General features: G+C 65.5%; 28 protein-coding genes. 6 read left to right on the top strand and 22 right to left on the bottom strand.

Annotated elements, in window-relative coordinates; translation table 11 throughout:
* Positions 1 to 8: 8 nt before the first annotated feature.
* Positions 9 to 1,379 (bottom strand): nodulation protein NfeD, encoded by a 1,371-nt coding sequence (locus HWX53_RS12595; protein ID WP_175941220.1) that lies wholly within the window; start codon positions 1,377 to 1,379, stop codon positions 9 to 11.
* Positions 1,376 to 1,906 carry a BON domain-containing protein gene (locus tag HWX53_RS12590; RefSeq protein ID WP_244140092.1) on the bottom strand — a complete coding sequence of 177 codons (531 nt, stop codon included), beginning with the start codon at positions 1,904 to 1,906 and terminating at the stop codon, positions 1,376 to 1,378. The genes HWX53_RS12595 and HWX53_RS12590 overlap by 4 nt, the downstream gene beginning before the upstream one ends.
* A gap of 100 nt (positions 1,907 to 2,006) precedes the next feature.
* On the opposite strand from HWX53_RS12590, the gene HWX53_RS12585 reads away from it, so the two are divergent.
* Positions 2,007 to 2,426: a secondary thiamine-phosphate synthase enzyme YjbQ gene (locus HWX53_RS12585; protein WP_175941218.1), complete on the top strand. Its 420-nt coding sequence runs from the start codon at positions 2,007 to 2,009 to the stop codon at positions 2,424 to 2,426.
* Between the two features lie 199 nt (positions 2,427 to 2,625).
* Here HWX53_RS12585 and HWX53_RS12580 read toward each other — a convergent pair whose 3' ends face one another.
* The 18 genes from HWX53_RS12580 to HWX53_RS12495 all read right to left on the bottom strand — a co-directional run bounded on the left by HWX53_RS12580 (position 2,626) and on the right by HWX53_RS12495 (position 19,764).
* Positions 2,626 to 3,396, bottom strand: coding sequence for a CDP-diacylglycerol diphosphatase (locus tag HWX53_RS12580; RefSeq protein WP_175941216.1), 771 nt, complete (start codon positions 3,394 to 3,396; stop codon positions 2,626 to 2,628).
* Between the two features lie 201 nt (positions 3,397 to 3,597).
* Complete coding sequence (locus tag HWX53_RS12575; protein ID WP_175942392.1) at positions 3,598 to 3,915, bottom strand: DUF4148 domain-containing protein; 318 nt, start codon at positions 3,913 to 3,915, stop codon at positions 3,598 to 3,600.
* A gap of 194 nt (positions 3,916 to 4,109) precedes the next feature.
* On the bottom strand, positions 4,110 to 4,922 hold the full coding sequence (gene hutG, locus HWX53_RS12570; RefSeq protein ID WP_175941214.1) for an N-formylglutamate deformylase: 813 nt from the start codon (positions 4,920 to 4,922) through the stop codon (positions 4,110 to 4,112).
* A gap of 24 nt (positions 4,923 to 4,946) precedes the next feature.
* Positions 4,947 to 6,326, bottom strand: a complete 1,380-nt coding sequence (locus HWX53_RS12565; RefSeq protein ID WP_175941212.1) for a formimidoylglutamate deiminase — start codon at positions 6,324 to 6,326, stop codon at positions 4,947 to 4,949.
* Positions 6,323 to 6,895, bottom strand: a complete 573-nt coding sequence (locus tag HWX53_RS12560; RefSeq protein WP_175942390.1) for a HutD family protein — start codon at positions 6,893 to 6,895, stop codon at positions 6,323 to 6,325. Before HWX53_RS12560 ends, HWX53_RS12565 begins: the two co-directional genes overlap by 4 nt.
* Before the next feature lie 4 nt (positions 6,896 to 6,899).
* On the bottom strand, positions 6,900 to 7,595 hold the full coding sequence (gene hutC, locus HWX53_RS12555; protein WP_175941210.1) for a histidine utilization repressor: 696 nt from the start codon (positions 7,593 to 7,595) through the stop codon (positions 6,900 to 6,902).
* On the bottom strand, positions 7,592 to 9,139 hold the full coding sequence (gene hutH / locus HWX53_RS12550) for a histidine ammonia-lyase (RefSeq protein ID WP_175941208.1): 1,548 nt from the start codon (positions 9,137 to 9,139) through the stop codon (positions 7,592 to 7,594). Before hutH ends, hutC begins: the two co-directional genes overlap by 4 nt.
* A 132-nt stretch (positions 9,140 to 9,271) precedes the next feature.
* The gene (locus HWX53_RS12545; RefSeq protein ID WP_175941206.1) at positions 9,272 to 9,745 is read right to left on the bottom strand and encodes a GNAT family N-acetyltransferase; all 474 of its coding nucleotides are present in this window, start codon (positions 9,743 to 9,745) and stop codon (positions 9,272 to 9,274) included.
* Between the two features lie 134 nt (positions 9,746 to 9,879).
* On the bottom strand, positions 9,880 to 10,257 hold the full coding sequence (gene crcB / locus HWX53_RS12540; protein ID WP_175941203.1) for a fluoride efflux transporter CrcB: 378 nt from the start codon (positions 10,255 to 10,257) through the stop codon (positions 9,880 to 9,882).
* A gap of 43 nt (positions 10,258 to 10,300) precedes the next feature.
* Complete coding sequence (locus HWX53_RS12535; RefSeq protein WP_241269981.1) at positions 10,301 to 10,519, bottom strand: hypothetical protein; 219 nt, start codon at positions 10,517 to 10,519, stop codon at positions 10,301 to 10,303.
* A gap of 72 nt (positions 10,520 to 10,591) precedes the next feature.
* Positions 10,592 to 11,416 (bottom strand): M55 family metallopeptidase, encoded by an 825-nt coding sequence (locus HWX53_RS12530; RefSeq protein WP_175941200.1) that lies wholly within the window; start codon positions 11,414 to 11,416, stop codon positions 10,592 to 10,594.
* On the bottom strand, positions 11,413 to 12,435 hold the full coding sequence (locus HWX53_RS12525) for a P1 family peptidase (protein WP_175941198.1): 1,023 nt from the start codon (positions 12,433 to 12,435) through the stop codon (positions 11,413 to 11,415). Before HWX53_RS12525 ends, HWX53_RS12530 begins: the two co-directional genes overlap by 4 nt.
* Entirely contained in the window at positions 12,432 to 13,322 is an 891-nt protein-coding gene (gene gsiD / locus HWX53_RS12520) for a glutathione ABC transporter permease GsiD (protein WP_175941196.1), read from the bottom strand. Before gsiD ends, HWX53_RS12525 begins: the two co-directional genes overlap by 4 nt.
* A gap of 7 nt (positions 13,323 to 13,329) precedes the next feature.
* A complete protein-coding gene (gene gsiC / locus HWX53_RS12515; RefSeq protein ID WP_175941194.1) occupies positions 13,330 to 14,250 on the bottom strand; it encodes a glutathione ABC transporter permease GsiC in 921 nt (306 codons plus the stop codon).
* A gap of 9 nt (positions 14,251 to 14,259) precedes the next feature.
* Complete coding sequence (gene gsiB, locus HWX53_RS12510; RefSeq protein WP_175941192.1) at positions 14,260 to 15,825, bottom strand: glutathione ABC transporter substrate-binding protein GsiB; 1,566 nt, start codon at positions 15,823 to 15,825, stop codon at positions 14,260 to 14,262.
* 62 nt (positions 15,826 to 15,887) lie between these two features.
* On the bottom strand, positions 15,888 to 17,789 hold the full coding sequence (locus HWX53_RS12505; protein WP_175941190.1) for a dipeptide ABC transporter ATP-binding protein: 1,902 nt from the start codon (positions 17,787 to 17,789) through the stop codon (positions 15,888 to 15,890).
* A complete protein-coding gene (locus tag HWX53_RS12500; RefSeq protein ID WP_175941188.1) occupies positions 17,786 to 18,763 on the bottom strand; it encodes an isoaspartyl peptidase/L-asparaginase in 978 nt (325 codons plus the stop codon). Before HWX53_RS12500 ends, HWX53_RS12505 begins: the two co-directional genes overlap by 4 nt.
* Positions 18,760 to 19,764: a MurR/RpiR family transcriptional regulator gene (locus HWX53_RS12495; RefSeq protein ID WP_175941187.1), complete on the bottom strand. Its 1,005-nt coding sequence runs from the start codon at positions 19,762 to 19,764 to the stop codon at positions 18,760 to 18,762. Before HWX53_RS12495 ends, HWX53_RS12500 begins: the two co-directional genes overlap by 4 nt.
* A 175-nt stretch (positions 19,765 to 19,939) precedes the next feature.
* Between HWX53_RS12495 and HWX53_RS12490 the strand changes: the two genes are divergently transcribed.
* Positions 19,940 to 21,205 carry a mechanosensitive ion channel domain-containing protein gene (locus HWX53_RS12490; RefSeq protein ID WP_175941185.1) on the top strand — a complete coding sequence of 422 codons (1,266 nt, stop codon included), beginning with the start codon at positions 19,940 to 19,942 and terminating at the stop codon, positions 21,203 to 21,205.
* 155 nt (positions 21,206 to 21,360) lie between these two features.
* Entirely contained in the window at positions 21,361 to 22,329 is a 969-nt protein-coding gene (locus tag HWX53_RS12485) for a LysR family transcriptional regulator (protein ID WP_175941182.1), read from the top strand.
* 16 nt (positions 22,330 to 22,345) lie between these two features.
* On the opposite strand, the gene HWX53_RS12480 is transcribed toward HWX53_RS12485, so the two are convergent.
* Positions 22,346 to 22,642 (bottom strand): YciI-like protein, encoded by a 297-nt coding sequence (locus HWX53_RS12480; RefSeq protein WP_175941180.1) that lies wholly within the window; start codon positions 22,640 to 22,642, stop codon positions 22,346 to 22,348.
* Positions 22,643 to 22,802: 160 nt separating this feature from the next.
* Between HWX53_RS12480 and HWX53_RS12475 the strand changes: the two genes are divergently transcribed.
* Together HWX53_RS12475 and HWX53_RS12470 are read left to right on the top strand one after the other, a co-directional pair.
* Positions 22,803 to 23,039 (top strand): hypothetical protein, encoded by a 237-nt coding sequence (locus HWX53_RS12475; protein WP_175941178.1) that lies wholly within the window; start codon positions 22,803 to 22,805, stop codon positions 23,037 to 23,039.
* A 162-nt stretch (positions 23,040 to 23,201) separates the two neighbouring features.
* Entirely contained in the window at positions 23,202 to 25,031 is a 1,830-nt protein-coding gene (locus HWX53_RS12470) for an OmpA family protein (protein ID WP_175941176.1), read from the top strand.
* 78 nt (positions 25,032 to 25,109) lie between these two features.
* Here HWX53_RS12470 and HWX53_RS12465 read toward each other — a convergent pair whose 3' ends face one another.
* Positions 25,110 to 25,598 (bottom strand): hypothetical protein, encoded by a 489-nt coding sequence (locus HWX53_RS12465; protein WP_175941174.1) that lies wholly within the window; start codon positions 25,596 to 25,598, stop codon positions 25,110 to 25,112.
* 215 nt (positions 25,599 to 25,813) lie between these two features.
* Between HWX53_RS12465 and HWX53_RS12460 the strand changes: the two genes are divergently transcribed.
* Positions 25,814 to 26,068, top strand: a complete 255-nt coding sequence (locus tag HWX53_RS12460; protein WP_175941172.1) for a GlsB/YeaQ/YmgE family stress response membrane protein — start codon at positions 25,814 to 25,816, stop codon at positions 26,066 to 26,068.
* Positions 26,069 to 26,088: the final 20 nt, after the last annotated feature.

Below are 26,088 nucleotides of genomic sequence, written 5' to 3'. Positions count from 1 at the left end.
AGCCTCGTTCAAGCTGCATTGTGATGTGATTCGTCGAACGGCTCGACGGTCAGCGTGAGTCCGTCGCGCGCGGTCACGCGCACGCGCGCGCCCTGTTCCGGCAACGCAGCGGGCGATGCCGGCTGCACGCGCCAGCGTTCGCCCTGCACGCGCGCCCAGCCGACGCCCTCGCCGCCCTCCAGCATCACGCCGATGCTGCCGAGCATGGCCTCGCCGCCGCCGACGACGGGCCGCCTGCGCGCCTTCAACGCGAGCCCCGACACCGCGAACACGAAGACCGCCGAGAACAGCGCGAGCGCGGCGACGAGTCCGGGCGGAACGCCGAAGCCGGGCACGTCGGTATCCACGAGCATCAGCGCGCCGATGGCGAACGCGACGATGCCGCCGATGCCGAGCGTGCCGAACGTCGGCAAGAACGCCTCCGCGACAAGACAGCCGATGCCCAGCATCAACAAGCCGAGGCCCACGTAGCTCACCGGCAGCAATTGCAGCGCGAACAGGCCGACGAGCAGGCAAATCGCACCCGCGACGCCCGGCAGCACGTAGCCCGGATTCGCGAACTCGAAGAAGAGGCCGTACATGCCGATCATCATCAGTATGAGCGCGACGCTCGGGTCCGTGATCGCCGCGAGAAAGCGGTTGCGCCAGTCTGGCTGGAACGCGACGACGCTCGCCTCGCGCGTCGCCAGCACGCGCTCGCCCTGCGCCGTGGGCACGCGGCGGCCGTCGAGTTTGGCGAGCAGATCGGGAATGTCGGTCGCGGTGAGGTCGATCACCTTCTGCGCGAGCGCCTCGTTGGCCGAGAGCGCGACGGCCTCGCGCACCGCGCGTTCGGCCCACTGGGCGTTGCGCCCGCGCAGTTGCGCGAGGCCGCGGATATACGCGGCGGCGTCGTGAACCTGCTTGCGCGTTTCGGTCGATGCCCCCTCCGCCGCGCCCGACGCCGCGCGCTCCGCTCCACCGGCGCCGAGCTGGATCGGCGTGGCCGCGCCGAGATTCGTGCCGGGCGCCATCGCGGCGATATGCGCGGCATACACGATATACGTGCCCGCGCTCGCCGCCCGCGCGCCGCTCGGCGCGATGTACGCCGCGACCGGCACGGGCGAAGCGAGAATCGCCTGAATGATGGCGCGCATGGAAAGGTCGAGGCCGCCGGGCGTGTCGATCCGGAGGACGGCGAGTTGCGCGCGCTCGTCTGCGGCCCGGGCGAGCGATCGCACGACGAAATCCGCGCTCGCCGGCCCAACCGCGCCGGTCAGCGGAATCACGACGACGGGCGCGGCTGCTTCGGCGTGAAGCGGGAACACGGCTAACGCCAGCACTAACAAGAGGCGTCGGACGAACGGCAGGAGCCGGTCAGCGGGTATCGTTCTCATCATCGGCAATCGCCGGCCGAGGCCGGCGTCGCGCAGGGTCTCGCTTTCAGCTTAGGCGATAGAACCGTCGTGCGGTCGATGATCTTCTCGACGTCCGCCGTCTCCCTCAAGCCCTCCACGAATCGCGTGCGGTCGAAATCCGGCGACACGCAGCCGTCCACGTAGACGAAGCGGCGCTGCAGCGTGAGCCACAGACTCGTCTTGTCGCGCCATTGAAGCGATGCGTTCAGCGCGTCCAGACGGCGCGTGACGCTTTCGGCGATCTCGCGGTCGTAGTCGTAACTGTTCGGCAGACGGCAGCGGCCCGCGATCCAGCAACTGTTGCCGCGCTCGATGCGATAGTGCGCTTCGTCGAGCCATTCGGCGTCCGTCTCGAACGGGCCGCGCGGCGCGGGGCAATCGGGAACGGCGTTCGATATGTGCAGAAACGGGTCGTTGCCGCGATTGGCGCGCGTCTCGTCGGCGCGGACGGCTAGCGCGTGCAATGCCAGCAGTACTCCGAGCAGCGCGGTGGTCTTCGGTTTGCGCATGATCGTCCGATCGTGTGAACGGCACGCGCCAAGCATAGACCATCATCGCGCGAGCCAGCCGTTACACTGAACAGGCACTTTCCCTCGGATCGAAAACGACATGAAACAGGCACTCCACCATCTGACGCTCGCAACCGGCTCGCGCGGCCTGCACGAAGTCACGCGCGACATCGACCGCTGGATCGACTTGCAGGATATCCGCACGGGCCTGCTGACGGTGTTCTGCCGTCATACGTCGGCGTCGCTGCTGATTCAGGAGAACGCGGACCCGGACGTGCGCGCGGACCTCGAACGGTATTTCGAATCGGTCGCGCCGGAAGCGCCCGGCCGCTATATCCACGACGCCGAAGGCCCCGACGACATGCCCGCGCACCTGCGCACCGCGCTCACCACCGTGCAGCTTTCGATTCCGGTCGAAGCCGGCCGCATGGTGCTCGGCACGTGGCAGGGCATCTATGTGTTCGAGCATCGGGCCGCGCCGCATCACCGTGAACTCGTGTTGCATCTGATCGGCGAGTGACCGGCTCTGGCGCGCGGCGGCCGCCCGGCGCGAACGACATCGCCACCGACATGAACCGCGATTCGCGGCTCGTCGTCTTCCGTCAGACGGACAACGCAGCCGCGCGCATGGCACTGTTTGCGCCGTTCGATACCATCGCTGGCGTCGATCGGACGGAACGACGCGTTGTTTCAGCGCTTCGATTGCTGGGCGGGTGTGGTCACGGCTTGACGATGACGCGTCCGGCCAGCGCGCAAGTGTGATCCTGCAATTCTTCCGACGACGCGAAATCGCCCGGACCGACGTGATCGTTGAGCAGAAAGAACGCGGGCGCGCCGTCGCTGCGCTCGGCGCCCACGAGCAGCAACGTCTGATCGCCCATGGAACCGCCTTCCTGCGCGACGGTGGCGGCCAGCAGCCTGAACGGATCGGTACGCGACAAGTCCGCGTCGTCGATGCGCAACGCGCGATACCTGTGTCCGCGAAGGCGTACGGGCAGCGGCGTCCACTGCGTGCCGATGCCCGGGCCCGCTTCGCGCAGCGCCTCTGCCACGTCGTCCGCGAGGCAGTCGATATGAATATGCAGCTGGTTCTGCGTGCGTCCGCTCGCCGAATTGACCGCGAGCGACATCTCGTCGCGCGGCAAGCCGCGGCGCAGCGCGTCGTCGACGTAATGGCGCGCGTTCCATGCATCGCGCCAGTAGTTCGGCGTGTCCGGTTCCAGGAGCGCCGGACTTTCGATGCCGCTCACGCGTGCGGTCGGAATCAGCAGATATTGCGCGACGCCGACGATGTCCTTCAGCACCGCATAGCCGCCTGCGACGTTCACCTCGGCGCAAGGCTGCCCGATGCGCGCGCCATCGGCGGCGGGCACGCAGCGGTCATGGACGATTTGCCAGAGCGCATCGGGATTGCCCGCGCGCGCGGGCGAACACGCGAGGCCGAGTGCGACGGCGGCGCTGGCGAGCAAACACTTCGTGAGGATGTGCATCGGCAATGATCCGGGACGAAGACCTTAGCGTGCCGGATTATGCTTTCAGGCGCATGAAACCTCGCTGCGGCGGCCTCGCGCGTGCCGACTGCACAGCAAAAAGCGCCGGCTGCGATAACGCGGCCGGCGCTTTCTTCACTACGTTTGCCCTGCTCCTCCTACCCGCCGCGCGCTATCCGCTGCGGGATCACAGACTCCGGCTTAGTGGCCGAAGTAGACCGAGTTGCGATCCGACATCGTGACGGCTGCACGCGCGCCCGACTGGGCGTTACCAGCGGTCGACGCGCCATACGACGTCGTTGCAACCGCGCCTTGCTCCGCGTTCACGCGCGCCTGAGCGGCTTGCAGATTTTGCGGATAGTTCACGCGGTCTTGCGACGGGTTGTACCCAGCCTTCTCCAACTGAGCGAGTTCTGCGCGAACTTCAGCGCGCGTCACGGGCGCGTTGTTTTGCGCGAAGGCGAAAGTCGGAGCGGCCAGAGCCGAAGCGATGACGAGTGCCGGAACGAATGACTTGATCATGATGACCTCCAATATCTTGTTGTGAGATCGATTGAAAACCGGAGAGCTTTTTAAGCGTTTTCTGATTTCCTTTCGCTTGGAGAGAAGTTTAGGAGGTCATCGACCTAGGGGAAACCCCGATTCTCATGAAAGATATTTGTTCAACGAGCAATAATCCGGGTATTGATCCGGGCAGATGACGAACGCCGCAGTCAACGCGCCGTCACGTGTTCGAGCGCCACGGTCATCAATTCGCGCAGCAGCGGCTGGACGGCGCTGGCGCGGGTGTCGTCGTAGGCATAGGGCGACGTTTCCTGCATGTAGGTCACCTGCGTCAGTTCCAGTTGCACCGCGTGGATGCCGCGCGCCGGCTCGCCGTAGCGCCGCGTGATGTAGCCGCCCTTGAAACGCCCATTGGCGACGCTCGTATATCGCCCGTCACGCGATACGACCTCTGCCAGCCGCTCCGCGAGTCCCGGCGCCGCCGACGCGCCGTCTGCCGTGCCGAAGTTGAAGTCGGGCAAGCGGCCCTCGAAGAAACGCGGCACGACCGAACGGATGGAATGCGCTTCCCACAGCAGCACGCGCCCGTGCGCTTCGCGCAGCGCGGCGAGCTCTCCGGCGAGCGCGTCGTGATACGGCTGCCAGTACAGCGCGCGACGCGCCTCGATCTGCTCGCGCGACGGCGCGTGTCCCGGGCGGTAAAGCGGCTCTTTGTCGAACGTATCGACGGGGCAAAGACCCGTCGTGTCGCGACCGGGGTACAGATTCGCGTCGTCCGGCGGGCGGTTCAGGTCGATCACGTAGCGCGCATATTCCGGCAGCAGAATCGACGCGCCCAAGTCGCGCGCGAACGCATACAGCCGCTCCAGATGCCAGTCGCAATCGTCGACGCGCCGCGCCACCGGCGTCATTTCTTCGACGAGCGCCTCCGGAATGCGCGTGCCTCGATGCGGGATCGAAATCAAAAGCGGCGCGGTGCCGCGTTCCAGCGTGTAGATGGAGCAATCGTGAACGGTATCCATGTCTGCGGCTCCGGGAGTTGAACGTTACGCGAGCAGTCCGCCGAGCGCCGCGCGATAACGCGCGAGTGCCTGTTCTTCGTCGGCGTGGCGGCGGTCGGTGACGACCTTGCGACCGCCGACGATCACGTCGCGCACCGGCGTCTGTCCATGCTCGCAGAAGACCGCGCTGGACAGCCACGCGTCGCAGGGAAGGCCGCCGATGCCGGGATGCGCTTCATCCAGCACGATCCAGTCCGCGCGCATGCCCGCCGCGAGCGCACCGACGCGCCGCCCGGTCGCGCTCGCGCCGCCGTCGAGGGCGGCATCGAAGAGACGGTCGGCGGGCCGCGTGTCGCGTGCCGATGCCAGCACGTTGCGCTCGCGACGCAGCAAACGCTGGCCATATTCGAGCAGCCGCAACTCCGAGCGCCAGTCGACGCCCACGTGACTATCCGAGCCGATGCCGAAGCGCCCGCCCGCATCCAGATAGTCGCGCGCCGCGAAGAAGCCGTCGCCGAGATTCGCCTCCGTCGTCAGGCAAAGTCCGGCGACGGCGCGGCTCGCGGCAAGCCGGTTGCATTCGCTCGCGTCCATATGCGTCGCGTGAACGAGGCACCAGCGCGCGTCCACGTCGAAGCGATCGAGCAGCCACTGCACCGGCCGCTGACCCGTCGCGGCGACGCACGCATCGACTTCGGCAAGCTGCTCGGCGATATGAATGTGCACCGGAGCGTGGTCGAACCGGGCGTCGAAGCCTTCGAGCAGCGCCGCGAGCGACTCGCCCGAGACCGCACGCAGCGAATGCGGCGCGACGCCGTAACGCCGCGCGCCCTTCTCCGGCCGGGCGCGCGCGAGCGCGTCGAGCATGTCGAGCAGGCTCTCGGGCGTATGCAGAAAACGGCGCTGATCGTCGCGTGGCGCGGCCTGGCCGAAGCCGCTGTACTGATAGAGCACCGGCAGCATGGTGATGCCGATGCCCGCGCGCTCTGCCGCATCCACCACGCGCTCCGCCAGTTCCGCGCGGTTCGCATACGGCGAGCCGTCCTGCGCGTGATGCACGTAGTGGAATTCGCAGACCGACGTGTAACCGGCCTTCAGCATTTCGATGTACAGCCAATGCGCGAAGTCCGCGAGCGCGGGCGGCTCGATCTTCGCGGCGAAGCGGTACATCAGGTCGCGCCAGCTCCAGAACGTATCGGCGGCGCTCGCGCGATGTTCGGTGAGCCCGGCCATCGCGCGCTGGAACGCGTGCGAATGCAGATTCGGCATGCCGGGCAGCACCGGCCCTTTCGCCCGCTCGACGCCTGCGGGAGCCGCGCTGTCCGGCTCGACGCGCGTGAGCGCGCCGTCGTCGTTCCACTCGATTAGCACGTCGCGCCGCCAGCCTTCGGGCAAGCGCGCGTGGTCCGCGAAATAGAGGTTCAAGCTCGTATCTCCTCGATGCCGATGCAGAGCCACGCGGCATCGCCTGTGGCTTCGACAATGCAAGTGCGCTCGATGCGCGCGGTATCGCCCGGATGAAGGATCGCGCGCGTTCCATCGGCAGACGCGATGCTCAGGCTGCCGCTCGCGCAGTAGACGAACGTTAATTGGTGCTCCTGCGCCAGTTCATGACGCCCGGCGCGTCGGACGCTCACCGACATGCGCGCCCGGTCGCGTCGCACCATCATGTTGAAGTCGCGCGTCGGCCCGTCTATAAGACTCGCGTGAATCGGCGTTTCGCCCGCGAAGCGCGCCATCGCGAGCGGTTCGTCGAGCCGATGCTCGCGGCCGCCCGCTTCGGCGAGCAGCATGCCCGCGCCGTCGAGCAGCACGAGCGCGCGATCCACGCCGGGAAACGCCGAAAACGCGCCGTCCGACGACACATCGGCAATCGACAGCCGCCACGCGAACGCATCGAGCGACGCGCCCGGCGGACCCGCCGCGATCTCGCGCGTGATGCCGCCGCCGTTCTTCCACGGCACGGCGATGAGCGAAGCCGCAGGAACGATCATCACGTCAGAAGTGCCCGGTGAATTGATAACGGTCGCCGGGATGCCACAGATTCGCGACCGACGCGACGGCATCCCGCGACCAGGTGCGCCGATGCAGCAAGAGACAAGGCTCGTGCTCGCCCATCGCGAGCGCCGCGCGAATTTCGGGCGACGGCACGGAAGCCTCGATCCGGTACTCCACGCGTTGCAGCGGCGCGGCGATCATCAGGTACTGGTTCGGCGTGATCGTCGTGAAATCCTGCCGCGCGTACTCCGGCGCGAGCGCCGGGTTCACGTAACGCTCTTCGAGCTGCACCGGCTCGTCGTTCTCGAAGTGCAGCACGCGCGAATGAAACACCGGACTGCCGAGCGCGAGCTGCATCTCGCCGGCGAGCGCCTCGTCGACGATGGATGCGCCCAGATGCAGCACCTGCGCGCGATACGCATGACCGCGCGCAGCGATTTCGTCCGAGATGCTGCGAATCTCGACGAGCGTCGACGCGTACTTCGGCTGCGCGACGAAGGTTCCCGCGCCCTGCACGCGCGTCAGGACCTGTTCGGCCGTCAGTTCGCGCAGCGCCCGGTTCACGGTCATGCGCGCGACCTTGAACTCGCGCGCCAGCTCGTTCTCGGACGGCACCTGATCGCCCTCGCGCCACTCGCCGATGTGAATGCGCTGCAGGATGTAGTCCTTGATCTCCTGATACGCGGGCGTGTTCATGCGCTCGCTTCCGCGTTTTCCGCGGCTTCCGAAGCAAACGCGAACGGGCTATGCCGCGCGATCGCGCCCTGCTCGACGAGCTTCGCGATGGCCGCGATATCCGGCGCGAAGTAGCGGTCCAGGTCGTAATGCGGCACGTGCGCGCGCAGCGTGTTCATCACTTCGATGAGCGGCGCGCTCGTCTTGTGCGGCGCGCGCAGATCGACGCCCTGCGCCGCCGCCAGCAGTTCGATGGCGAGAATGTTGGCCGTGTTGCTCGCGATATCGCCGAGCTTGCGGGCGGCGAACGTGGCCATGGAAACGTGATCTTCCTGATTCGCCGACGTGGGCAACGAATCGACCGAAGCGGGATGCGCCAGCGTCTTGTTCTCGGAGGCGAGCGCCGCCGCCGTCACGTGGGCGATCATGAAGCCGGAATTGACGCCGCCGTCGCGCACGAGGAACGGCGGCAGGCCCGAAAGCGTGGCGTCGATCAAGAGCGCGATGCGCCGCTCGGCCAGCGCGCCGATTTCAGCGGCGGCGAGCGCGAGATTATCGGCGGCGAAAGCAACCGGTTCAGCGTGGAAATTGCCGCCAGACAGCACTTCGCCGGTATCGGGGAAGATCAGCGGATTATCGGAGACCGCGTTCGCTTCGATCAGCAGCACGTCGGCGGCGTGGCGCATCTGGTCGAGGCACGCGCCCATCACTTGCGGCTGGCAGCGCAGGCTGTACGGGTCCTGCACCTTCTCGCAGTCCGCGTGCGACAGATTGATGCCCGAGCCGGCGAGCAGCGCGCGATACGCCGCCGCCGCGTCGATCTGCCCGCGATGCCCGCGCAACTCATGGATGCGCGCATCGAACGGCACGACCGAGCCCGCGGCGGCATCCACCGACAGCGCGCCTGCCACGAGTCCGGTGCGGAACAGGTCCTCGATGGCGAACAGGTGATACAGCGCGAGCGCCGCGGATGCCTGCGTGCCGTTCAGCAGCGCGAGCCCTTCCTTGGCCTGCAGCGTCAGCGGCTTCAGCCCTGCGACCGCGAGACCGTCGAGCGCGCTGGCGCGTTCGCCGCGAATGGTGACTTCGCCTATGCCGAGCAGCACCGTCGACATATGCGCGAGCGGCGAGAGATCGCCGGATGCGCCGACCGAGCCCTTGACCGGGATGATCGGCAAGACGTCCGCGTTAAACAGCGTGATAAGCGCCTCGATCACTTCGCGGCGGATGCCCGAATGGCCGCGCCCGAGGCTCGACAGCTTGAGCGCCATGAGCAGCCGCACGACCGGCCGCGACATCGGATCGCCGACGCCCACCGCGTGCGACAGCACGAGATTGCGCTGCAAAAGCTCCAGCTGGTCAGCGGGAATATGCGTGTTTGCGAGCCGCCCGAAGCCCGTGTTGATGCCATACGCCGGATCGCCCTTCGCGGCGATGGCCGCGACCGCGCGCGCGCTGGCGTCGACGGCGTCGAAGCTCGCGGGATCGAGCCGCAAGGAATCGGAGCCGCGCGCGATTCGGCGCAGTTGCGGCAGCGTGAGTTTTCCGGGCGTCAGCGTAATCATGTTTCATCCTGTCTATACAAGTCAGACGCCAGTCTAAACGGGCATAAACGGCGAAACAAGAGGCTTTGCGGGATTCCCCTTAGCCCAAATAGCGGATATAGGCGACGCTTGTCTATACAGAACGCGCGATGCTCACAGCACTTTCTCCATCACGAACTGCACGAACCGCTGTCCGCGCACGACCACCGCGCGTGCCAGCAGCATCGTGAAACCGCAATATTCGAAGAACGGCCGGCCTGTCGCGCTCGCGTAGGTGTGCAGCACCTGCATGCCCGCCTCGTCCGCCTCGGCTTCGATGCGCGCGAGCAGCGCGGTCGCCACGCCTTTGCGCTGGTGCTCCGGGTGGACGAACATCATGTCGATCAGGCCGTTTCGCTCCAGATCGGCGAATCCGGCAAGCTGGCCGCCGCTGAACGCGACCCACGTCGGGCGGCTCGCGCGGGCGAGCGCCCATTCGTCGGGATCGGCCTGCGCCCAGACGTCGATCTGCTTCTGGTTGTAATCCGCCGATGCAGTCTCGCGCACCGCGCGGAGAAACAGGTCGATCACGCCGTCGAGATCACTCGCCCGGTACGGTCTGATTTCGATAAGCGGGAACTCGGGCATGTCTTCACCTTCTGTATTGCAATAAAAATCGAGCCGCTGAAAGCGCGGCGAAGTGTCGGGCGTCTGAACGCGGGAGGGATTGTAGGAAACGGGCGCGGGATAAAAGCCAAAAGGTGTCGCGAAGGTGTCGCCGATCAGCTCGCGACGGCCACCGTTGCGATGCCGAGCGCAGTCATCACGAGCGATGCCCCGACGTGGATGGCGATCTCCGCCAGCGCCCAGCCGAGCCGCCCCTGCTGAAGATGCGCGACGACTTCCGCCGAGAACGTCGAAAACGTGGACAGGCCGCCCATCAACCCGGTGATGACGAAAAGCCGCCACTCGACAGAGAGATCCGGAACACGCGCGAAGAACGCAACCGCCACGCCGATGATGTAGCCCGCGATGACATTGGCCGCGAACGTGCCGAGCGGCAGGTTCGGAAAGACGGCGTTCAGGCGCAGGCCGAGCGCCCAGCGCAGCAGCGAGCCGAGGCCGCCGCCGAGTCCCACCGCGATGATCGACAGGTACATGTAGTTGTTCAGTAATCTTGATGAAAATGCGGGCGTGCCGACATCATGCTCCGCGAGCCAGCCGTTCGATCAGCGCGGCGCGGCTCGGCTCGACGATCCATCCTTGGCCGTGCCGCAGATGCGCCGTCCACGTGCCGTCGCGCCGCGCTTCCCAGCATCCGGCTTCGTGACCGTCGATGAACAGCGATCCGCGCATGACAAGCATCGGATCGGCCGGATCCAGCGCGGTGTCGTCGTTGTGTGCGAGCCTGACGTCATGCATGACACTTCGCCTGCCGGGCATTGGATGGAGCGTGCCTGCTCAAGGGCTCCATTCTAACGATACTTCCGGGCTTCACCGTAACATGAATGACATTGCCGAAAGGCAATTGAGCGTGCGAACGACATGCTCGGCGCTGGGCGCGTCGAAGGCGAGCGTGACCGCGTCGATGCGTTCGAGCAACGGCCACTGGCAGAAGAGATCGGCGAGCGCGCTCGTCTGAACGCGGAGTTCGCAGTGCCGTGTCGAAGCTTCGTGGCGCGCGCCAAAGCGCTCGTGTGCATTGCCTTCGACGACCTCTTGCGCCGCGCGCCGGATCGCTTCGCATGCCGCTGCGGGCGTTTGCGTCACGCCGCTGGAATAGCCATGCGCTGATTTCACGCAGACGAAGCGCGCGCCTTCGAACAAGGGCAAGGTCTCGGCGCCGAAGACGTCATCGCCTGTGAGCAGCGCCACGCGCGCGCCGCGTTCTTCTGCGAGCCGGCCGTACAGCGCCGCCTCGCCGGCCTCTTCGCCGTCGACCTTCACGCGCGCGAACGCCGTGCTGTTGATCGTGTGCGCGAGAATGCCGCGGCTTTGTGCGCGCGCGTGATAGCCGACCATGAACACTAGATCGGGCGATGCTTCGAGGCCCGCCATCATGCCTAGCGTGCGTGGCTTGCCGAGTACGAGCCGCACCCGTGAATCGAACGCTTCGGGCAAGAGATTGCGAAAGCCGCCGTGCGAATCGTTCACCCATACTTCGGACGCGCCGCCTTCGAATGCGCCTTGGGCCGCCGCGTTCGCCTCATGCGTCATCCAGCGTCGCGCCTGCTCGTACTCCACGTTGCCGGGCCGCGTTTGCTCGGGATGAAACACACCCGCGATACCTTCGATGTCCGTCGAGATCAGCACTTTCATGGCGTCGGTTTCAATGCGTCCGTGAGAGATAGCCGCCGATGTCCGTCGCGGCCGGTCACGGTCTCCGCGCTGAAAAGCGCATCGAGAATGGCTTGTTCGATGCTGTCGGCAGCCGCCTGAAACAGCGGATCGAGCCGCGCGTCGGAAAGCAGAGGCGGCAGCGTGACGTATGCGGCGTCGTGCGGCACGGTGTACGCCGTCGAGAACGCGAGCGCAATGTCGCCGCTTCCGTGGCCATAGACCGAGCCCGTGCGCGCCAGGCCGGCGGCCGCGCGCATCGCCATGCGTCGCAATTGTCGCGAGTCCAAAGGCGCATCGGTCGCGAGCAGCATGATGATGCTGCCTTGCTCCGGCGTCATCTGCCCTTGCGCGGCCGCGTGCAACGCGAGGCCGACGGGCTCGCCCGCTATCGTGAGCTGGGGCAACCGCCCGAAGTTGGCGAGCACGAGCGCGCCGACAACATATGCGTTCCCGCCGCTAGCGACGATCCGCGACGCCGACCCGATGCCGCCTTTGAGTTCGAAGCACGACATGCCGCGCCCCGCGCCGACCGCACCGCGCGCGAAGTCCTTCTCGCATTCGGCGAGCGCTTCGCGGTAATGCGCCTCTTCGACGGCGAACGCCTGCAAGTCGTTCAGATAGCCGTCGTTGCACTCGAAGACGAGCGGATTGACGCTCGGCCACTCACGCCCTATGTCCCGATTTGATTCGCACGCCGAACGAATCTGCGCCGCTGCAACGGCACCGACGCCGAACGTATTCGTCAATGCAATCGGCGTTTCGAGCACGCCGAGTTCATCCACTTGCACGAGGCCGACGCTCTTGCCGAAGCCATTGATCACGCACGCGGCGGCAGGCACTTTCTCGCGATACAGGTCGCCGCTGTGCGGAAGCACGACGGTCACGCCGGTCTGCACGTCGCCGGCATCGAGCGTGCAGTGCCCCACCGTGACGCCCGCGACATCCGCTATCGTTGCGCGTGCGCCCGCCCGCAATGTGCCGATATGCGGTGCTTTCACGGCCGGTCCAGCTTCGGATCGAGCGCGTCGCGCAAACCGTCGCCGAGCAGATTGAACGCGAGCACCGTGAGGAAGATCGCGAGGCTCGGGAAGATGGCGACGTGCGGCGCCATCGCCATGTCGGCGCGCGCTTCGTTGAGCATGGCGCCCCACTCCGGCGTCGGCGGCTGCGCGCCGAGTCCGAGAAACGAGAGGCTCGCCGCCGTGATGATCGACGTGCCGATGCGCATCGTGAAGTACACGACCACCGACGAAATCGTGCCCGGCAGAATATGTCGCACGATGATCGTCCAGTCCGACGCGCCAATGCTGCGCGCCGCCTCGATATACGTCAGGTGCTTGAGCGCGAGCGTGTTGCCGCGCACGAGCCGGGCAAACGCGGGAATGCTGAAGATGGCGACCGCGCAGACCACGTTCACCATGCCGTTGCCGAGAATCGCGACGACGCCGATCGCGAGCAAAATGCCGGGAAACGCGAACAGCACATCGGAGATGCGCATCACGATGCGGTCCCACCATCCCTCGTAATAGCCCGCGAGCAGGCCGAAAAACGTGCCGATCACCGCGCCGATCACCACCGACAGCAACCCGGCCGTCAGCGAAATGCGGCTGCCGACGAGTATGCGGCTGAGAATATCGCGCCCCAGCGAATCGACGCCGAACCAGTGCGTAGCCGATGGACCCGCGTTGAGCGCGTCGTAATCGAAGTAGTTCTCCGGATCATAAGGCGCGATATACGGCGCGATGATCGCGATGACGATCAGCAGCACCACGAACACCGCCGCGATCGTCGCGACATGCTGCTGCCTGAACTTGCGCCAGAACTCGGTCCACGGCGTGCGGACGTTTTGCTGCGTGTCGTGTGCGGCTTGCACGGTTACGCTCATGCCGTCCTCACTTGAAGCGGATAGTCGGGTTGATGACCGCGTACAGCACGTCCACCACCAGATTGATGACGATGAATTCCAGCGAGAACAACAGCACTTCCGCCTGAATCACCGGATAGTCGCGCATCTCGACGGCATCGACGAGCAGGCGTCCGAGCCCCGGCCAGTTGAACACCTTCTCGACCACGATGGAACCGCCGAGCAGGAAGCCGAACTGCAGACCCATCATGGTGACGACGGGAATCATCGCGTTGCGCAGGCAGTGCTTCACGATGACGATCGGCTCGTGCACGCCCTTCGCGCGCGCCGTGCGCACGAAGTCTTCGCCGAGTACTTCGACGAAGGAAGCACGCGTGAAGCGCGCCATCACCGCTGCCACCGCCGCGCCGAGCGTGAGCGATGGCAGCACGTAGCTTTGCCAGGTGCCGTCGCCGACGATAGGCAGCCAGCCGAGCTTCACCGAGAAAATCTCCATCAGCAGCATGCCGAGCGCGAACGCAGGAAACGAGATGCCGGACACGGCGAGCGTCATGCCGAGCCGGTCGGGCCACCGGTTGCGCCATACCGCCGACACGATGCCGATGCTCATGCCGAACACCACGGCCCACGCCATGCTGGCGAGCGTGAGCCACAGCGTCGGCATGAAACGCTCCGCGATTTCGGTGCTCACGGGGCGCTTGCTGCGCGTCGATTTGCCGAAGTCGAAATGCGCGACCTTGCCGAAGAAGCTCGCGAGCTGCTGCGGCAGCGGCTTGTCGAGGCCGAGGTCCGCGCGAACGAGCGCAACCGTCGCTTCGTCCGCTTCGGCTCCGGCTGCGAGCCGCGCGGGATCGCCCGGCAACAGATGCACGAACATGAACACCAGCACCGCGACGATAAAAAGCGTCGGCAGCAGCCCGAGCAGGCGTTTGGCAAGGAAGTTAAGCATCGCGGGTCTTTACTTGATGGCGATCTCGTCGAAATTGAACGAGCCGTCCGGCATCACATACGCGCCGGAAAGACGCTTGCTGCGCGCGTACACGACCTTCTCCGTCACGAGGAAGATCCACGGCGCGTCGGCCCAGATGCGCTTTTGCGCATCGGCATAGAGCGCGGCTTTTTCGTTGCGGTCGGTGGTGGCGAGCGCCTTCTGCAAGTCGGCATCGACATTTTCGTTCTTGTAGTACGCGGTATTCGCGAGCTTCGGCGGGAACGATGCGCTCGAAAGCAGCGGCGAGATGGCCCAGTCCGCTTCGCCCGTCGACGAGGACCAGCCGATGTAGTACATGCGCACCGGAGCCGTCGCGGGATCGGGCGCGCTGTCGACACGCTGCACGCGCTGCCCCGCTTCGAGCGCCTCCACCGACGCTTTGACGCCCACCTGCGCGAGCTGCTGCTGCACGAACTGGATGATCTTCTGCGCGGTCGTGTGGTTATAGCCTGACCACAGCGTCGTTTCGAAACCGTTCGGATAGCCCGCTTCCTTCAACAGTTCACGCGCCTTCGCGGGATCGTATTTCCACGGGCCAGTTTTGGTCGCGTAGTCGACGCCCGGTGGCACGACGCCTTCGGCCGGCACTGCATAGCCCGCGAACGCGACCTTGACCAGCGCTTCCTTGTTGATCGCGTAATTGAGCGCCTCGCGGACCTTTGGATTGTCGAAGGGCTTCTGCTGCATGTTCATGCTGATGTAGCGCTGGATGATGGAAGGCGCGGCGACCAAGTCCACCTTCGTGCTCGACTTCAGCGTGGCCGCCTGCTCGAACGGCACCTGGAACGCGAAGTCCGCTTCGCCCGTTTGCATGAGCGCGGCGCGCGTATTGTTATCGACGACCGGCTTCCAGTCGATCATGTCGATCTTCGGATAGCCCTTCTTCCAGTAGCCCGCGAACTTCTTCACCTTCAGGTCGTCGGTCTGTTTCCACTCGACGAACTCGAAGGGCCCCGTGCCCACCGGATGAAACGCGATCTCCTTGCCGTACTTCTTGATGGCGGTCGGCGAGATCATGACCGCGGACGGATGCGCGAGCACGTTGATGAACGCCGAAAACGGAATCTTGAGCGTGACCTTCACCGTGTACGGATCGACCACTTCGGTCTTGTCGATCTTGTTGAACAGGTTATAACGCTTGAGCTTGTTCGCAGGATCGGTCACGCGGTCGAAGACGGCCTTCACGGCTTCTGCATTGAAGTCGGTGCCGTCATGGAACTTCACGGCCTGGCGCAGATGAATGGTGTACACCTTCGCGTCGGGACTCGCCTCGTAGCTCGTCGCGAGCACGGGCTGAATCTTCATGTCCTTGTCGAAGCCGAAGAGCCCTTGATAAAACGATTTGGCGACCGCCTGCGAAAGCGTGTCGTTCGCATCGTACGGATCGAGCGTCGTGAAGGTCGAGGCGACCGCCATGACAGCAGTGCTTTGCGCGTGCGCGGACACAGGGCCGAGCGCGGCGAATGCTGCGAACGCGGTGAACGCACCGGCGGATATGAACGCGCGCAACGGTGAAGGACGAGAGGACGGCATCGTGAGGCTCCTTGGCTTGACGTTATGGTTCACAACGATGTGCTGCGATATCGACTCATCGCTCAATAAGCGCCGCCGACATGATGCTCGGCGACGTAATGGCCGGGCCCGACCGCGACGAGCTTCGCGACCACCGGCTCGTCCCCGAGCTTGCGAATGGGACTCGGGATTTCGTCGGCGGCCAGCATGCGTTTCGCGTGACGGCGCGCAGGATCAGCCACGGGCACCGCGCTCATCAACTTCCTCGTGTACGGATGACGCGGCGCTTCGAATACCGCGGCGCGCGGCCCGATCTCGACGATCTGCCCCAGATACATCACCGCGACGCGATGGCTCACGCGCTCCACCACGGCCATGTCGTGCGAAATGAACAGGTAGGCGACGCCGAGTTCGCGCTGCAAATCGAGCATCAGATTCACGATCTGCGCGCGCACGGAGACGTCGAGCGCGGAGACGGATTCATCGGCGATCACGACCTTCGGGTTCAGCGCAAGCGCGCGAGCAATGGCGATGCGCTGGCGCTGGCCGCCTGAAAACTCGTGCGGATAACGCTGCGCCGCTTCGGGCGGCAAGCCTACTCTGTCGAGCAGCCAGTCAACGCGCGCTTGCGCTTCCTTGCCGCTCGCCACGCCATGCACGAGCAGCGGCTCCATCACCGAAAAGCCGACCGTGAGACGCGGGTTCAGCGATGCGAACGGGTCCTGAAAAATGAACTGGATGTTACGCCGCAGCGCTTGCAGTTCGGGGCCTTGGAGCGCGCTGATGTCGCGTCCATCGAATTCGATCGAACCGCTCTGGCTTTCCACTAAGCGCAACAGCGAGCGCCCGGTCGTCGATTTTCCGCAGCCCGATTCGCCGACGAGCGCAAGCGTTTCGCCGCGGCGCAAATCGAAGCTCACGCGTTCGACGGCATGCACCGCCGCCGTCATGCGCCCGAAAATGCCGCCTCTTACAGGAAAGCGCGTGACGAGATCGCGCACGCGCAGAATCGGCTGACTGCTTTCATCGACGGCGGGCTGCACTTCGTGCTCCACTGCCGCCGATGGCCGCAGCGCGCTCGCGTCATCGGGGGCCACGTCTGCCGGAGCGACTTCGAGAATCGGGAACTTGGCGGGACGGTCGGTGCCGCGCATTGCGCCGAGCGTCGGCACCGCAGCGAGCAATGCCTTCGTGTATGCATGCTTCGGGCTCCGAAACAGTTCGTCGGATCGGCCCTCTTCCACTTTCTCGCCGCGATACATCACCAGCACACGGTCCGCCACTTCCGCGACCACCCCCATGTCGTGCGTGATGAAGATCACCGCCATGTTCATCTCGTCCTGCAAGCCGCGCACGAGTTGCAGAATCTGCGCCTGAATGGTCACGTCGAGCGCGGTGGTCGGTTCGTCGGCGATCAAGAGCGCGGGCTTGCAGGAAAGCGCCATGGCGATCATCACGCGCTGGCGCATGCCGCCCGACAACTGATGCGGATAACGCGCGAATACGCGGCGCGCTTCGGGGATGCGCACGAGATCGAGCAGCCGCAACGCTTCGGCGCGCGCCTCCGCACGGCTCTTGTTCTGATGCAGTGCGATGGCCTCGGCAATCTGGTCGCCCACCGTGAACACCGGGTTGAGCGATGTCATCGGCTCCTGAAAGATCATCGCGATATCCGCGCCGCGCACGCCGCGCATCGTGGCCGACGACGCGCGCGCGAGGTCGAGCACCTGTCCATTGCGTCGCCGGAACGCGATGCTGCCCGATGCAATGGAGCCGCCGCCATGCTCGACCAGCCGCATCAATCCAAGCGACGTCACGGATTTGCCCGATCCCGATTCACCGACGATCGCGAGTGTCTCGCCGCGATCCACGTTGAACGTGATCTTGCGCACGGCTTCCACGGTCCGCGATCGCGAGCGGAATGTGACGGACAGATCGCGCACGTCGATGACGCGCGAGTCCGGCAGTGTCGGCGTCGCGCTCATGAGCGGTAAATGGCCGTGACCGCCTGTTCGCCGACTCGCGCGAACCCGCGATACATGCCTTCCGTGTTGAACGGCAGCGTGACGTTGCCGCGCGCATCGACGGCGATAAGACCGCCGCGTCCGTCGATACTCGGCAGCTTTGTCATCACAACGTCCTCCGCTGCGGCCTCGAGCGTCAGCCCGCGATATTCCATCTGCGCGGAGACGTCGTAGGCCGCGAGCATGCGGATGAACATCTCGCCGGTGCCGGTCGTCGATACCGCGCACGTCGCGTCGTTCGCATAGCAGCCCGCGCCGATCAACGGAGCATCGCCGACGCGGCCCGCCTGCTTGTTGGTCATGCCGCCCGTGGACGTGGCCGCCGCGAGATGGCCGCGTGCATCGAGCGCCACTGCGCCGACCGTGCCGAACTTCTTCTTCGGATCGATGGGGTCGTCCTCGCCGCTTCGCTGTGCGGCTCGTGTGGCGGCATCGTGATCCAGAAGCGTGCCGGACTTGCCGCGCGCGTCGAGCCATTGCTGAAAGCGCGCATCGGTATGAAAGTACGATGGATCGACGAACTGCAGCCCTTGCGCTTGCGCGAACGCCTCGGCGCCCGCACCCGTGAACATCACGTGTTCGCTCACGTCGAGCACGCGGCGCGCAGCAAGCACGGGGTTTTTCACGCGAGTGACGCAACTGATCGCGCCGGCGTCGAGCGTCGCGCCGTCCATGATCGACGCGTCCAGTTCGTGCGTGCCCGCTGCGGTGAACACCGCGCCGTGGCCCGCGTTGAAGAGCGGACAGTCTTCGAGCAGGCGCACCGCTTCGGTCACGGCATCGAGCGCGCTGCCGCCGTCGGCGAGCGCGCGCTGTCCCGCGCGCAGAATGTCGCCGAGCGCCGCGTGGTAGCGCGTTTCGGCGTCGGTGCTCATGGCCGAGCGCAGGATCGTGCCCGCGCCGCCGTGAATGGCGATGATTGGAATGGCGCTCATGTTTCGCGCGGCTCCGTGTGAGTGGGTCGTTTGGCGGATGCGCGACGCGGCGCTCGCGCGGACGTAGCCGATTGCGTGACTGACGGCACGGTCGCAGCCCCGTTCAACATCGGCGGCGCGGCGAGCCACGGCAGCACGAATTCGGTGAGGCCCGATGCCGCTTCCACCGAGCGTTTCGCGCGATGCGCGACTGCGTCGCACAGTGCTTCGATGACGGCGAGCACCGCCGTATCGCAATTGGCGGCAAGGCGGCGCTCGGCGCGGATCGTCAGTACGAGATCCGCGATGCACGCGAGCGGCGACGCGCCGCTGTCCGTGAGCGCCACGACGCGCACGCCCCGCTGCCGCGCTTGCCGCGCGAGCGCGATGGTGTCATCGACATAGCGCGGAAATGCGATGGCGACGAGCACGTCGTCGCGCGATGCGGTGAAGAGCCGCCGCGCCGCATGCGACGGCCCGCCGTGCAACGCGAGCGACTGCACGTTCGCGCAGTACGGCGTGAGGCCGTGTTCCATGAGACCCGCGAGAAACGCGCTCGCGCCGTAGCCGAGCACGAACACGCGTTGCGCGCTCAGGACGGCTTCGACGAGCGCTTCGGCCTTCGCGGCATCGACTGATGTTTGCGCGAGACGCACGTTGGCCGCTGCCTGCGCGAGCGACGATTCGAAGACTTCGGCGCCGCTCGCCGGCGATTCGAGCGACGAGCGCAGACGCTCGACCGGCGCGATGGTCGCCTCGAAGCCGCGCACGAGCGCCTCGCGGAACGCGGGATAGCCCGAGAAACCGAGCGCCCGCGCGAAGCGGTTCGCCGTCGCTATCGAGGCGCCGACGGCGTCCGCCAGTTCGTCGATGCGCATGGTCGCCGAGCGGAACAGGTTCGCCAGCACGAACGCGCCCATGCGCTGATGAATCGGCGTGAGCATCGGCATGGCGACGGCGATACGCGTCGAAATCAGTTCGTCGGCACTCGCGGGCGAAACGACCGGTGGGCGGCGGGACATACGCGGCGGCAGGCTGCTCGAAAGTCGTGGTGAAAGTATGTTTACCCAAATCCGCCGCCAAAAAAAATTCATTTTCATCGGACTGGGGTTTTCGATAAGCGGACTGTGCGTTCAACGAGCCGTGCGCGTTCATGCACAATACGGGACGCATCACTTCCTTCGCCATGATCCACGCATGAATCTCGACTGGCTTCCCGACACGCTTTCCCGGCATCTTCCGACTCAGCCCTGGGCACAACTGCTCCTCGGGCTTGCCGCCTTGTTCGTCATCGCCGAGTTCGCGCAATGGGTCATCGCGCGCGTGCTGCTGCGGATCGCGCATCGGCTGCTCGTACTGGCCGGGCATGCGGCGTGGGATCAGGCGTTCATCCGGCATCGCGCGTATCACCGCCTCTGGTATGCGGCGCCATTCGCGGTCGTCGCGCTCGGCATCGGCGAAGTCCCGCATATCGGACACTGGGCGACGGCCGTGGCGCGCGTCGCGCACGGCGCGGCATGGGTGTGCGTGTTCCTCGCGATGGGCAGCGCGCTCTCGGCGTGGCAGGACGTCTACGCCGCGAGCAAGGAAGCGCAGACGCGCTCGATCAAGGGCTACATTCAGATCGGCAAACTCGCGCTCGGGCTGATCTGCTTCGTGCTGGTGCTGTCCATTCTCATCGACCGTTCGCCGCTCTGGATGCTCTCCGGGCTCGGCGCGCTCTCCGCCGTGCTGCTGCTCGTCTTCAAGGACACGCTGCTATCGCTCGTGGCGAGCACGCAGCTCACGTCGAACGACATGCTGCGCATCGGCGACTGGATCGAGATGCCGCAAGCGCTGGCCGACGGCGCGGTGAAAGACATCGCGCTGCATACGGTGAAGGTCCAGAACTGGGACAACACGATCACGACCGTACCCACGTACAAGCTCTTTTCGGAGAGCTATCGCAACTATCGGCACATGTTCGAATCGGGCGGGCGGCGCATCAAGCGGACCATGCGGATCGACGCGCAATGCGTGCGCTTTCTCACCGATGAGGAGACGCAACGCATGATGCGCTTTCGCCTGCTGCACGATTATCTGCTGCAAAAACAGACGGAAGTCGAACAGGCGAACCGCAATCTCGGCGAACTCGCGGCGGAACCTGCGAACCGGCGGCGGCTCACGAACATCGGCACGTTTCGCGAGTACGGGCTTGCGTACTTGCAGCATCATCCGGAGATACGGCAGGACATGACCATCATGGTTCGCATGATGGAGCCGGAATCGCAAGGCATCCCGGTGGAGGTCTATTGTTTCACCGCGACGACCGCGTGGGCGCAATACGAGCGCATTCAGGGCGACGTGTTCGATCATCTGCTCGCGATCCTGCCGGAGATGGGCCTGCGGCTGTATCAGGCGCCTTCGGGCACCGACTTCGCGGGCGTCGCGGGACGTCTGCGCGGCGAAATGCCGACGCTCTGACGCCTCGCACGTCTGCCGGAAGAATCAGGCAAGAATCGTCCAGTTTTGTGTATTCACGCATCGCGCGCCGGTCCTTACGATGTGACCATTCGCCGATGCCCCCTCGCTTGCCCCGGGCGCGCATCGCCATCCATCGCGAACAAGGAAAATTCACCGTGATCGATCGCGTCCATGCCATGCGTGTCTTTACGCGTGTCGTCGATACGAACAGCTTCACGCGCGCCGCCGAATCGCTCGGCATGCCGCGTGCAAGCGTCTCGACGACCGTGCAACAACTCGAAGCGCTCGTCGGCGTGCAACTGCTCGCACGCACGACGCGGCGCCTGAACCTGACCGTCGACGGCGCCGCGTACTACGAACGCTGCGCGCAGATTCTCGCCGACATCGACGAACTCGAATCCGGCTTCGGCGCGGGCGAAGAACGGCTGCGCGGACGGCTGCGCGTCGAGATGCCGGATACGGTCGCGACGTCGATCGTCGTCCCCGCGCTGCCGGAGTTTCACGCGCGTTATCCGCAGATCGAACTGTCGATCGGCATCAGCATGCGCAACGTGGATCTCGTGGGAGAAGGCGTCGATTGCAGCATTCAACTGGGCGAATTGCCCGATTCGGGATTGATCGCGCGGCGGCTCGGCATGCTCGAACAGGTGACGTGCGCGAGCCCCGCCTATCTGGAGAAGCACGGCACGCCCGCGAGCCTCGACGAACTCGCGCAGCACGTCGCGGTGAACTGCGTGCCGGAAAAAAGCGGCCGCCCCGCGGATTTCGAATTTGACGTGGACGGCAAGCCGCACACCGTGAGCATGCGCGGCTTCGTGCAGGTCGCCGACGAGCACGCGTACCTCGCGTGCGGGCTCGAAGGGCTCGGCCTGATCCAGCCGCTTTCCATCGCGGCGCAGCCGTATCTGCGCTCTGGCCAACTGCGGGAAGTGCTGCCGCAATGGAAATCGCCGCCGCTCAAGGTGTCGGTCGCGTTCCTGAAAAGCAGGCAGGCGACGCCGCGCGTTTCCGCTTTCGTCGACTGGCTCGCGGAACTGTTCGAGCGCTCGCAACAGATGGACGACACGCTCACGAGCCTGTATCGCGCGGCGCGGCGTCGGCCCGAGGAAACGGCGGACGCCTGAGCCCGCCGTCTCGGGTCTAGCGAACGGGCGTGGCCGCGTCCTCGCCCACCACCGTGTTCCATTTGCGCACTTCCCAGCGCTCGACCAGTTTGTTCGTCACATACGGATCGTTGCGCGCGAAGGCTTCGGCGGCGTCGGGCGAGTCACCCTGAAACAGCAGCATCGCGCGATCCGCCGGCGCGTCCAGCGCGCCCGCCAGCACGATCTCCCCGCGTTCGACGGCTTCCCACGCCAGCTTCAGATGCGCATCCCGAAATTGCGCGCGGCGGTCCAGATAGTCCGCGCAAAGGTGGTAAATCAGCAGATAGTGCATGTGCATGCCTCCTTGCTTGAAGTCGTGTCATAGCCCGAACGGCTATCCGATGCCTTTTTGCCCCATTTGCGGGCACATTTGAGATTCAATCAGAACCGTCTGATCGTCAATCGTTACAAGATGGCACATCATGCGCGGGTACTCGAATCAGGACCCTCCCATGTATCGCGATCAACCTCCCTGCAACACCTGCGCGAAGCACGATTGCCGCTCTTGCGCGTGGACCTCGCCGCTCGACGCATCGTATCGCAGATTCATCCACGCCCAATCCGTCTTGTCGCTGCTCGCCGTCGCTGCGCGTAATCTCGAAGCGCCCGCCGCTAAACCGTCATGGTTCGCGGTCGTGAAAACGCGTCTCGCGCGCATCTTTTCGGATTCGTCCGCGCATTCGCGCTGAAAACGAACTGTCAAGCGTTGCAAGCGCCTTCTTTAATGGAGTGGCGTGCGTGCGGCACATATGTAAAGAAATATCCCGTAATCTTTTCAGGATACCTGCACATATAGAATGCGCACGTCATTGCGCCCGCGCTCGGCGTCATAGTAAAAGGATAGGCAGTCGATGAGTATCAATCTGGTTCAAGCGGTCAACACCGCGATCTCCAGCGAGATTGCGGAACAGTTATCGCAGAAGTTCGGCATTCCTGCGCAGATCGTGCAGCAACTGGCCGCGCGCACCGCGCCGGGGCTGGTGGCCTCGGTGATGGACCGGTCGGCGCTCGCCGACGGCGCGCGTGCCGTGTATTCCGTCATCATGTCGCCCGAGGCGAACGCCTTCGTGGCCGAGCAGTTGCGAAACGTCATCACGACGACCGCCGGCCTCAAGCATCTGGAGGCGTCGGGCCATCTGCTCGCTTCGCGCGCCACGGGTCAGCGCATCGACGCGCTGACCGACGCGGTATCGGCCGAAACCGGCGTGCCCGTGCAGGCCACGTCCGCGCTCGCGGGCATGTTGTCGGCCATTATGTTCGGCATTCTCAAGCATCACTTCCTGCTCTCGCAGGCGAACTTGGCGCAGTTGCCGGGCTTGCTGCGCGACCAGATCGGCGAAATGCGCGCCTCGCTCACGCATAACGCGGCGAGCGCAATCGGCCTGGGCAACGTGGATGGCTTCGTGAGCAGCATCGGCGCGCGGCTCGACGCAGTCGGTTCGACGCTCGACATCGCCGACGAACTCCCCGTGCCGACAGCAGGCTCCGCGAGCTATGCTTCGCCTGCGCCTTCGCTGGCGCGGAACACGCCGCCGGTCATCGCTCCGCCGCCTCCGCCCGCGCCTCCCGCAGCACCGGCGCCGACGATGTCCGCGCCGCTGCGCGCCCCCGTGCGCAAGCCGGCGCCGAAGCGCTCCAACAAGGCCGTATGGCTGCTTTTCGCGGTGCTCGCCGCGATTCTCGCGCTCGTGTATTACCGCGGCTTCACGCACAACCCCAGCGTCGATCTCAGCTCGAACGCCGCAACGACGCCCGTTGCGACCGTCGCGCAGCCCGCTTCGCAAGCCACGGCCCCGATCGACGCGGCGTCGACCGCCATTCCCGCTTCCGTCTCGGCCGCCACCGCCAGTTCCGCCCCGGCGAGCGAAGCAGCAGCCAGCACGCCGGTGGCGGCGGCGAAGGACGCGCAGATGGTGTTTTCCGTCAGCGAAGCGGGCGTCCCTTCCATTCAGGCGACGGTCGGCACGGACGCTGAGAAGCAGCAACTCATTGCGGCGCTCGAGCATCGCTTCGGACAAGGCTACAGCGCGGAAGTCTCGGTGGCGCCGGGTACGCCTGCGGCCCCGTGGCTTGGGCGGCTCAAGGATTTGACGCCGTTGATGGCGGTGCCGGGCGCGGAGGCGAAGGTCGTCGGTTCCAAGGTTGAGTTGAGCGGCGCCGCGGCGGACGCCAAGCTCGGCTGGACGGAACGCCTGAAGAACTCGCTCGGCGGCATGTTCCAGGTCAGTTCGTTCGACGTGGACGGCGCGGTGGCGCGCGCCACCCAGTCGTTTCGCAGCGCGATGAAGACGCTGCTGGCCACCGACGACGCCTGCTCCGGCCCGAAACTCACGGCTGTGCTCGACCTGCAGGTGGTCAACTTCGGCCGTTCGAGCGCCACGGTGCCGGAAGGCGCGGCCGCGACGCTCGGCGAAACGGCGCAGCTGCTCAAGAACTGCGCGGCGAAAGGTTCGATGGTCAACCTCGACATCGCTGGCTATTCGGACGGCGTAGGCGCCCCGCCCGCGAAGCTGGAAATGTCGAAAGAACGTGCGCAGGCCGTTCGCGCGTTCCTCGTGAAGAGCGGCGTGCCGCCGCAGTCGCTCACGGCAACGGGCTACGGCGATGCCAACCCTGTCGCCGACAACGCGACCGCCAGCGGACGCTTCGCGAACCGTCGAATCGAGTTCGTCGTCAAGTAACCGTTGCCCGCTCCAGCGCAAAGAAGAATGCCGTCACGTTCGCGTGACGGCATTTTTTTCGCGGCAAGCGCGAGCCGCTTAATTCGGCTTGGCGAAGTCGTTCTCGGCCCACCGCTCCGCGCTCGCCTTATTTAGCTTGAACGCCGGCGAGACGCGCACGTGCGCCAGTTGCGCGCCGAACGCATCGATGGCTTTCAGGTCGGCGTACGGGTCGTCGTCATCGGGAACGATATCCAGCGTGACCGTGATCTCCTCGCCGCGCACGTCGATGGTGACGTTCTTGTGCAGCATCGCGTGGCGCTGTTGCTCATGGCGGCGCAGCACCTCGGAGGCCGTCTTCACGAGCGTGCGAAACGCGGCGGCGTCCAGCGGCTTGGGGTTCTTCTTGTCGCGGCCCATCGTCCACGGACCGACGAGCGCCGGTTCCGCCTCGCCCGCCTGAATCATCTCGACGGCCCAGCCGTCGTCATCTTCGTTCTTGATTACGCGGGCGGTCCAGCCGTCGTCGCGCCAGAGGCGGTCTTCGTGGAGCGGCTCGTCGGTGGAAGGGAGTGCGGAGTCGGTCATCGTGCAGTGCGGTGTCTGTGCGTGAAGCAATGCAACGAATTCTACCTGCTAGATTGCGTGGCATCCCGCGTGCTACCCGCATTAGCCGAACGGTCTATGCCGTCCACGGCCGGCGCGGCCATACTCAAACGCGACCGGCCGTGCTACGTTGAAGCACCGGGCGACGCCCGGAACCTATCTGCTAACACGCAGCAATCACGTGAAGGAGCAACCGCATGCTTGCATTCATCGGTACCTTGATCGTTGGACTGGTCGTCGGTCTGATCGCCCGCGCCATCAAGCCGGGCGACGACAGCATGGGCTGGATCATGACCATCGTGCTCGGCATTGCCGGATCGCTGATCGCGGGATACGTAGGCCGGGCGCTCGGCTGGTATCAGCCGGGACAGCCTGCGGGGTGGATCGCCTCGGTCATCGGCGCGATCATTCTGCTCGTCATCTATGGGATGGTGCGCGGACGTCGCGCTTAACCACGCAATGCGCCGAAAGC

The organism is Caballeronia sp. BCC1704 (assembly GCF_902833455.1).
Classification (GTDB): domain Bacteria; phylum Pseudomonadota; class Gammaproteobacteria; order Burkholderiales; family Burkholderiaceae; genus Caballeronia.
Note: the sequence above shows the minus strand (reverse complement) of the source record. Positions and strands in the feature narration are given on the sequence as shown.

What these genes read in the sequence shown, in the direction of transcription:
- HWX53_RS12595 (WP_175941220.1), bottom strand. Translation starts at nt 1,379, where the DNA reads ATGATGAGAACGATACCCGCTGACCGGCTCCTGCCGTTCGTCCGACGC.
- HWX53_RS12590 (WP_244140092.1), bottom strand. Translation starts at nt 1,906, where the DNA reads ATGCGCAAACCGAAGACCACCGCGCTGCTCGGAGTACTGCTGGCATTG.
- HWX53_RS12585 (WP_175941218.1), top strand. Translation starts at nt 2,007, where the DNA reads ATGAAACAGGCACTCCACCATCTGACGCTCGCAACCGGCTCGCGCGGC.
- HWX53_RS12580 (WP_175941216.1), bottom strand. Translation starts at nt 3,396, where the DNA reads ATGCACATCCTCACGAAGTGTTTGCTCGCCAGCGCCGCCGTCGCACTC.
- hutG (WP_175941214.1), bottom strand. Translation starts at nt 4,922, where the DNA reads ATGGATACCGTTCACGATTGCTCCATCTACACGCTGGAACGCGGCACC.
- HWX53_RS12560 (WP_175942390.1), bottom strand. Translation starts at nt 6,895, where the DNA reads ATGATCGTTCCTGCGGCTTCGCTCATCGCCGTGCCGTGGAAGAACGGC.
- hutC (WP_175941210.1), bottom strand. Translation starts at nt 7,595, where the DNA reads ATGAACACGCCCGCGTATCAGGAGATCAAGGACTACATCCTGCAGCGC.
- hutH (WP_175941208.1), bottom strand. Translation starts at nt 9,139, where the DNA reads ATGATTACGCTGACGCCCGGAAAACTCACGCTGCCGCAACTGCGCCGA.
- HWX53_RS12545 (WP_175941206.1), bottom strand. Translation starts at nt 9,745, where the DNA reads ATGCCCGAGTTCCCGCTTATCGAAATCAGACCGTACCGGGCGAGTGAT.
- crcB (WP_175941203.1), bottom strand. Translation starts at nt 10,257, where the DNA reads ATGTACCTGTCGATCATCGCGGTGGGACTCGGCGGCGGCCTCGGCTCG.
- HWX53_RS12535 (WP_241269981.1), bottom strand. Translation starts at nt 10,519, where the DNA reads ATGCATGACGTCAGGCTCGCACACAACGACGACACCGCGCTGGATCCG.
- HWX53_RS12530 (WP_175941200.1), bottom strand. Translation starts at nt 11,416, where the DNA reads ATGAAAGTGCTGATCTCGACGGACATCGAAGGTATCGCGGGTGTGTTT.
- gsiD (WP_175941196.1), bottom strand. Translation starts at nt 13,322, where the DNA reads ATGAGCGTAACCGTGCAAGCCGCACACGACACGCAGCAAAACGTCCGC.
- gsiC (WP_175941194.1), bottom strand. Translation starts at nt 14,250, where the DNA reads ATGCTTAACTTCCTTGCCAAACGCCTGCTCGGGCTGCTGCCGACGCTT.
- gsiB (WP_175941192.1), bottom strand. Translation starts at nt 15,825, where the DNA reads ATGCCGTCCTCTCGTCCTTCACCGTTGCGCGCGTTCATATCCGCCGGT.
- HWX53_RS12505 (WP_175941190.1), bottom strand. Translation starts at nt 17,789, where the DNA reads ATGAGCGCGACGCCGACACTGCCGGACTCGCGCGTCATCGACGTGCGC.
- HWX53_RS12500 (WP_175941188.1), bottom strand. Translation starts at nt 18,763, where the DNA reads ATGAGCGCCATTCCAATCATCGCCATTCACGGCGGCGCGGGCACGATC.
- HWX53_RS12495 (WP_175941187.1), bottom strand. Translation starts at nt 19,764, where the DNA reads ATGTCCCGCCGCCCACCGGTCGTTTCGCCCGCGAGTGCCGACGAACTG.
- HWX53_RS12490 (WP_175941185.1), top strand. Translation starts at nt 19,940, where the DNA reads ATGAATCTCGACTGGCTTCCCGACACGCTTTCCCGGCATCTTCCGACT.
- HWX53_RS12480 (WP_175941180.1), bottom strand. Translation starts at nt 22,642, where the DNA reads ATGCACTATCTGCTGATTTACCACCTTTGCGCGGACTATCTGGACCGC.
- HWX53_RS12475 (WP_175941178.1), top strand. Translation starts at nt 22,803, where the DNA reads ATGTATCGCGATCAACCTCCCTGCAACACCTGCGCGAAGCACGATTGC.
- HWX53_RS12470 (WP_175941176.1), top strand. Translation starts at nt 23,202, where the DNA reads ATGAGTATCAATCTGGTTCAAGCGGTCAACACCGCGATCTCCAGCGAG.
- HWX53_RS12465 (WP_175941174.1), bottom strand. Translation starts at nt 25,598, where the DNA reads ATGACCGACTCCGCACTCCCTTCCACCGACGAGCCGCTCCACGAAGAC.
- HWX53_RS12460 (WP_175941172.1), top strand. Translation starts at nt 25,814, where the DNA reads ATGCTTGCATTCATCGGTACCTTGATCGTTGGACTGGTCGTCGGTCTG.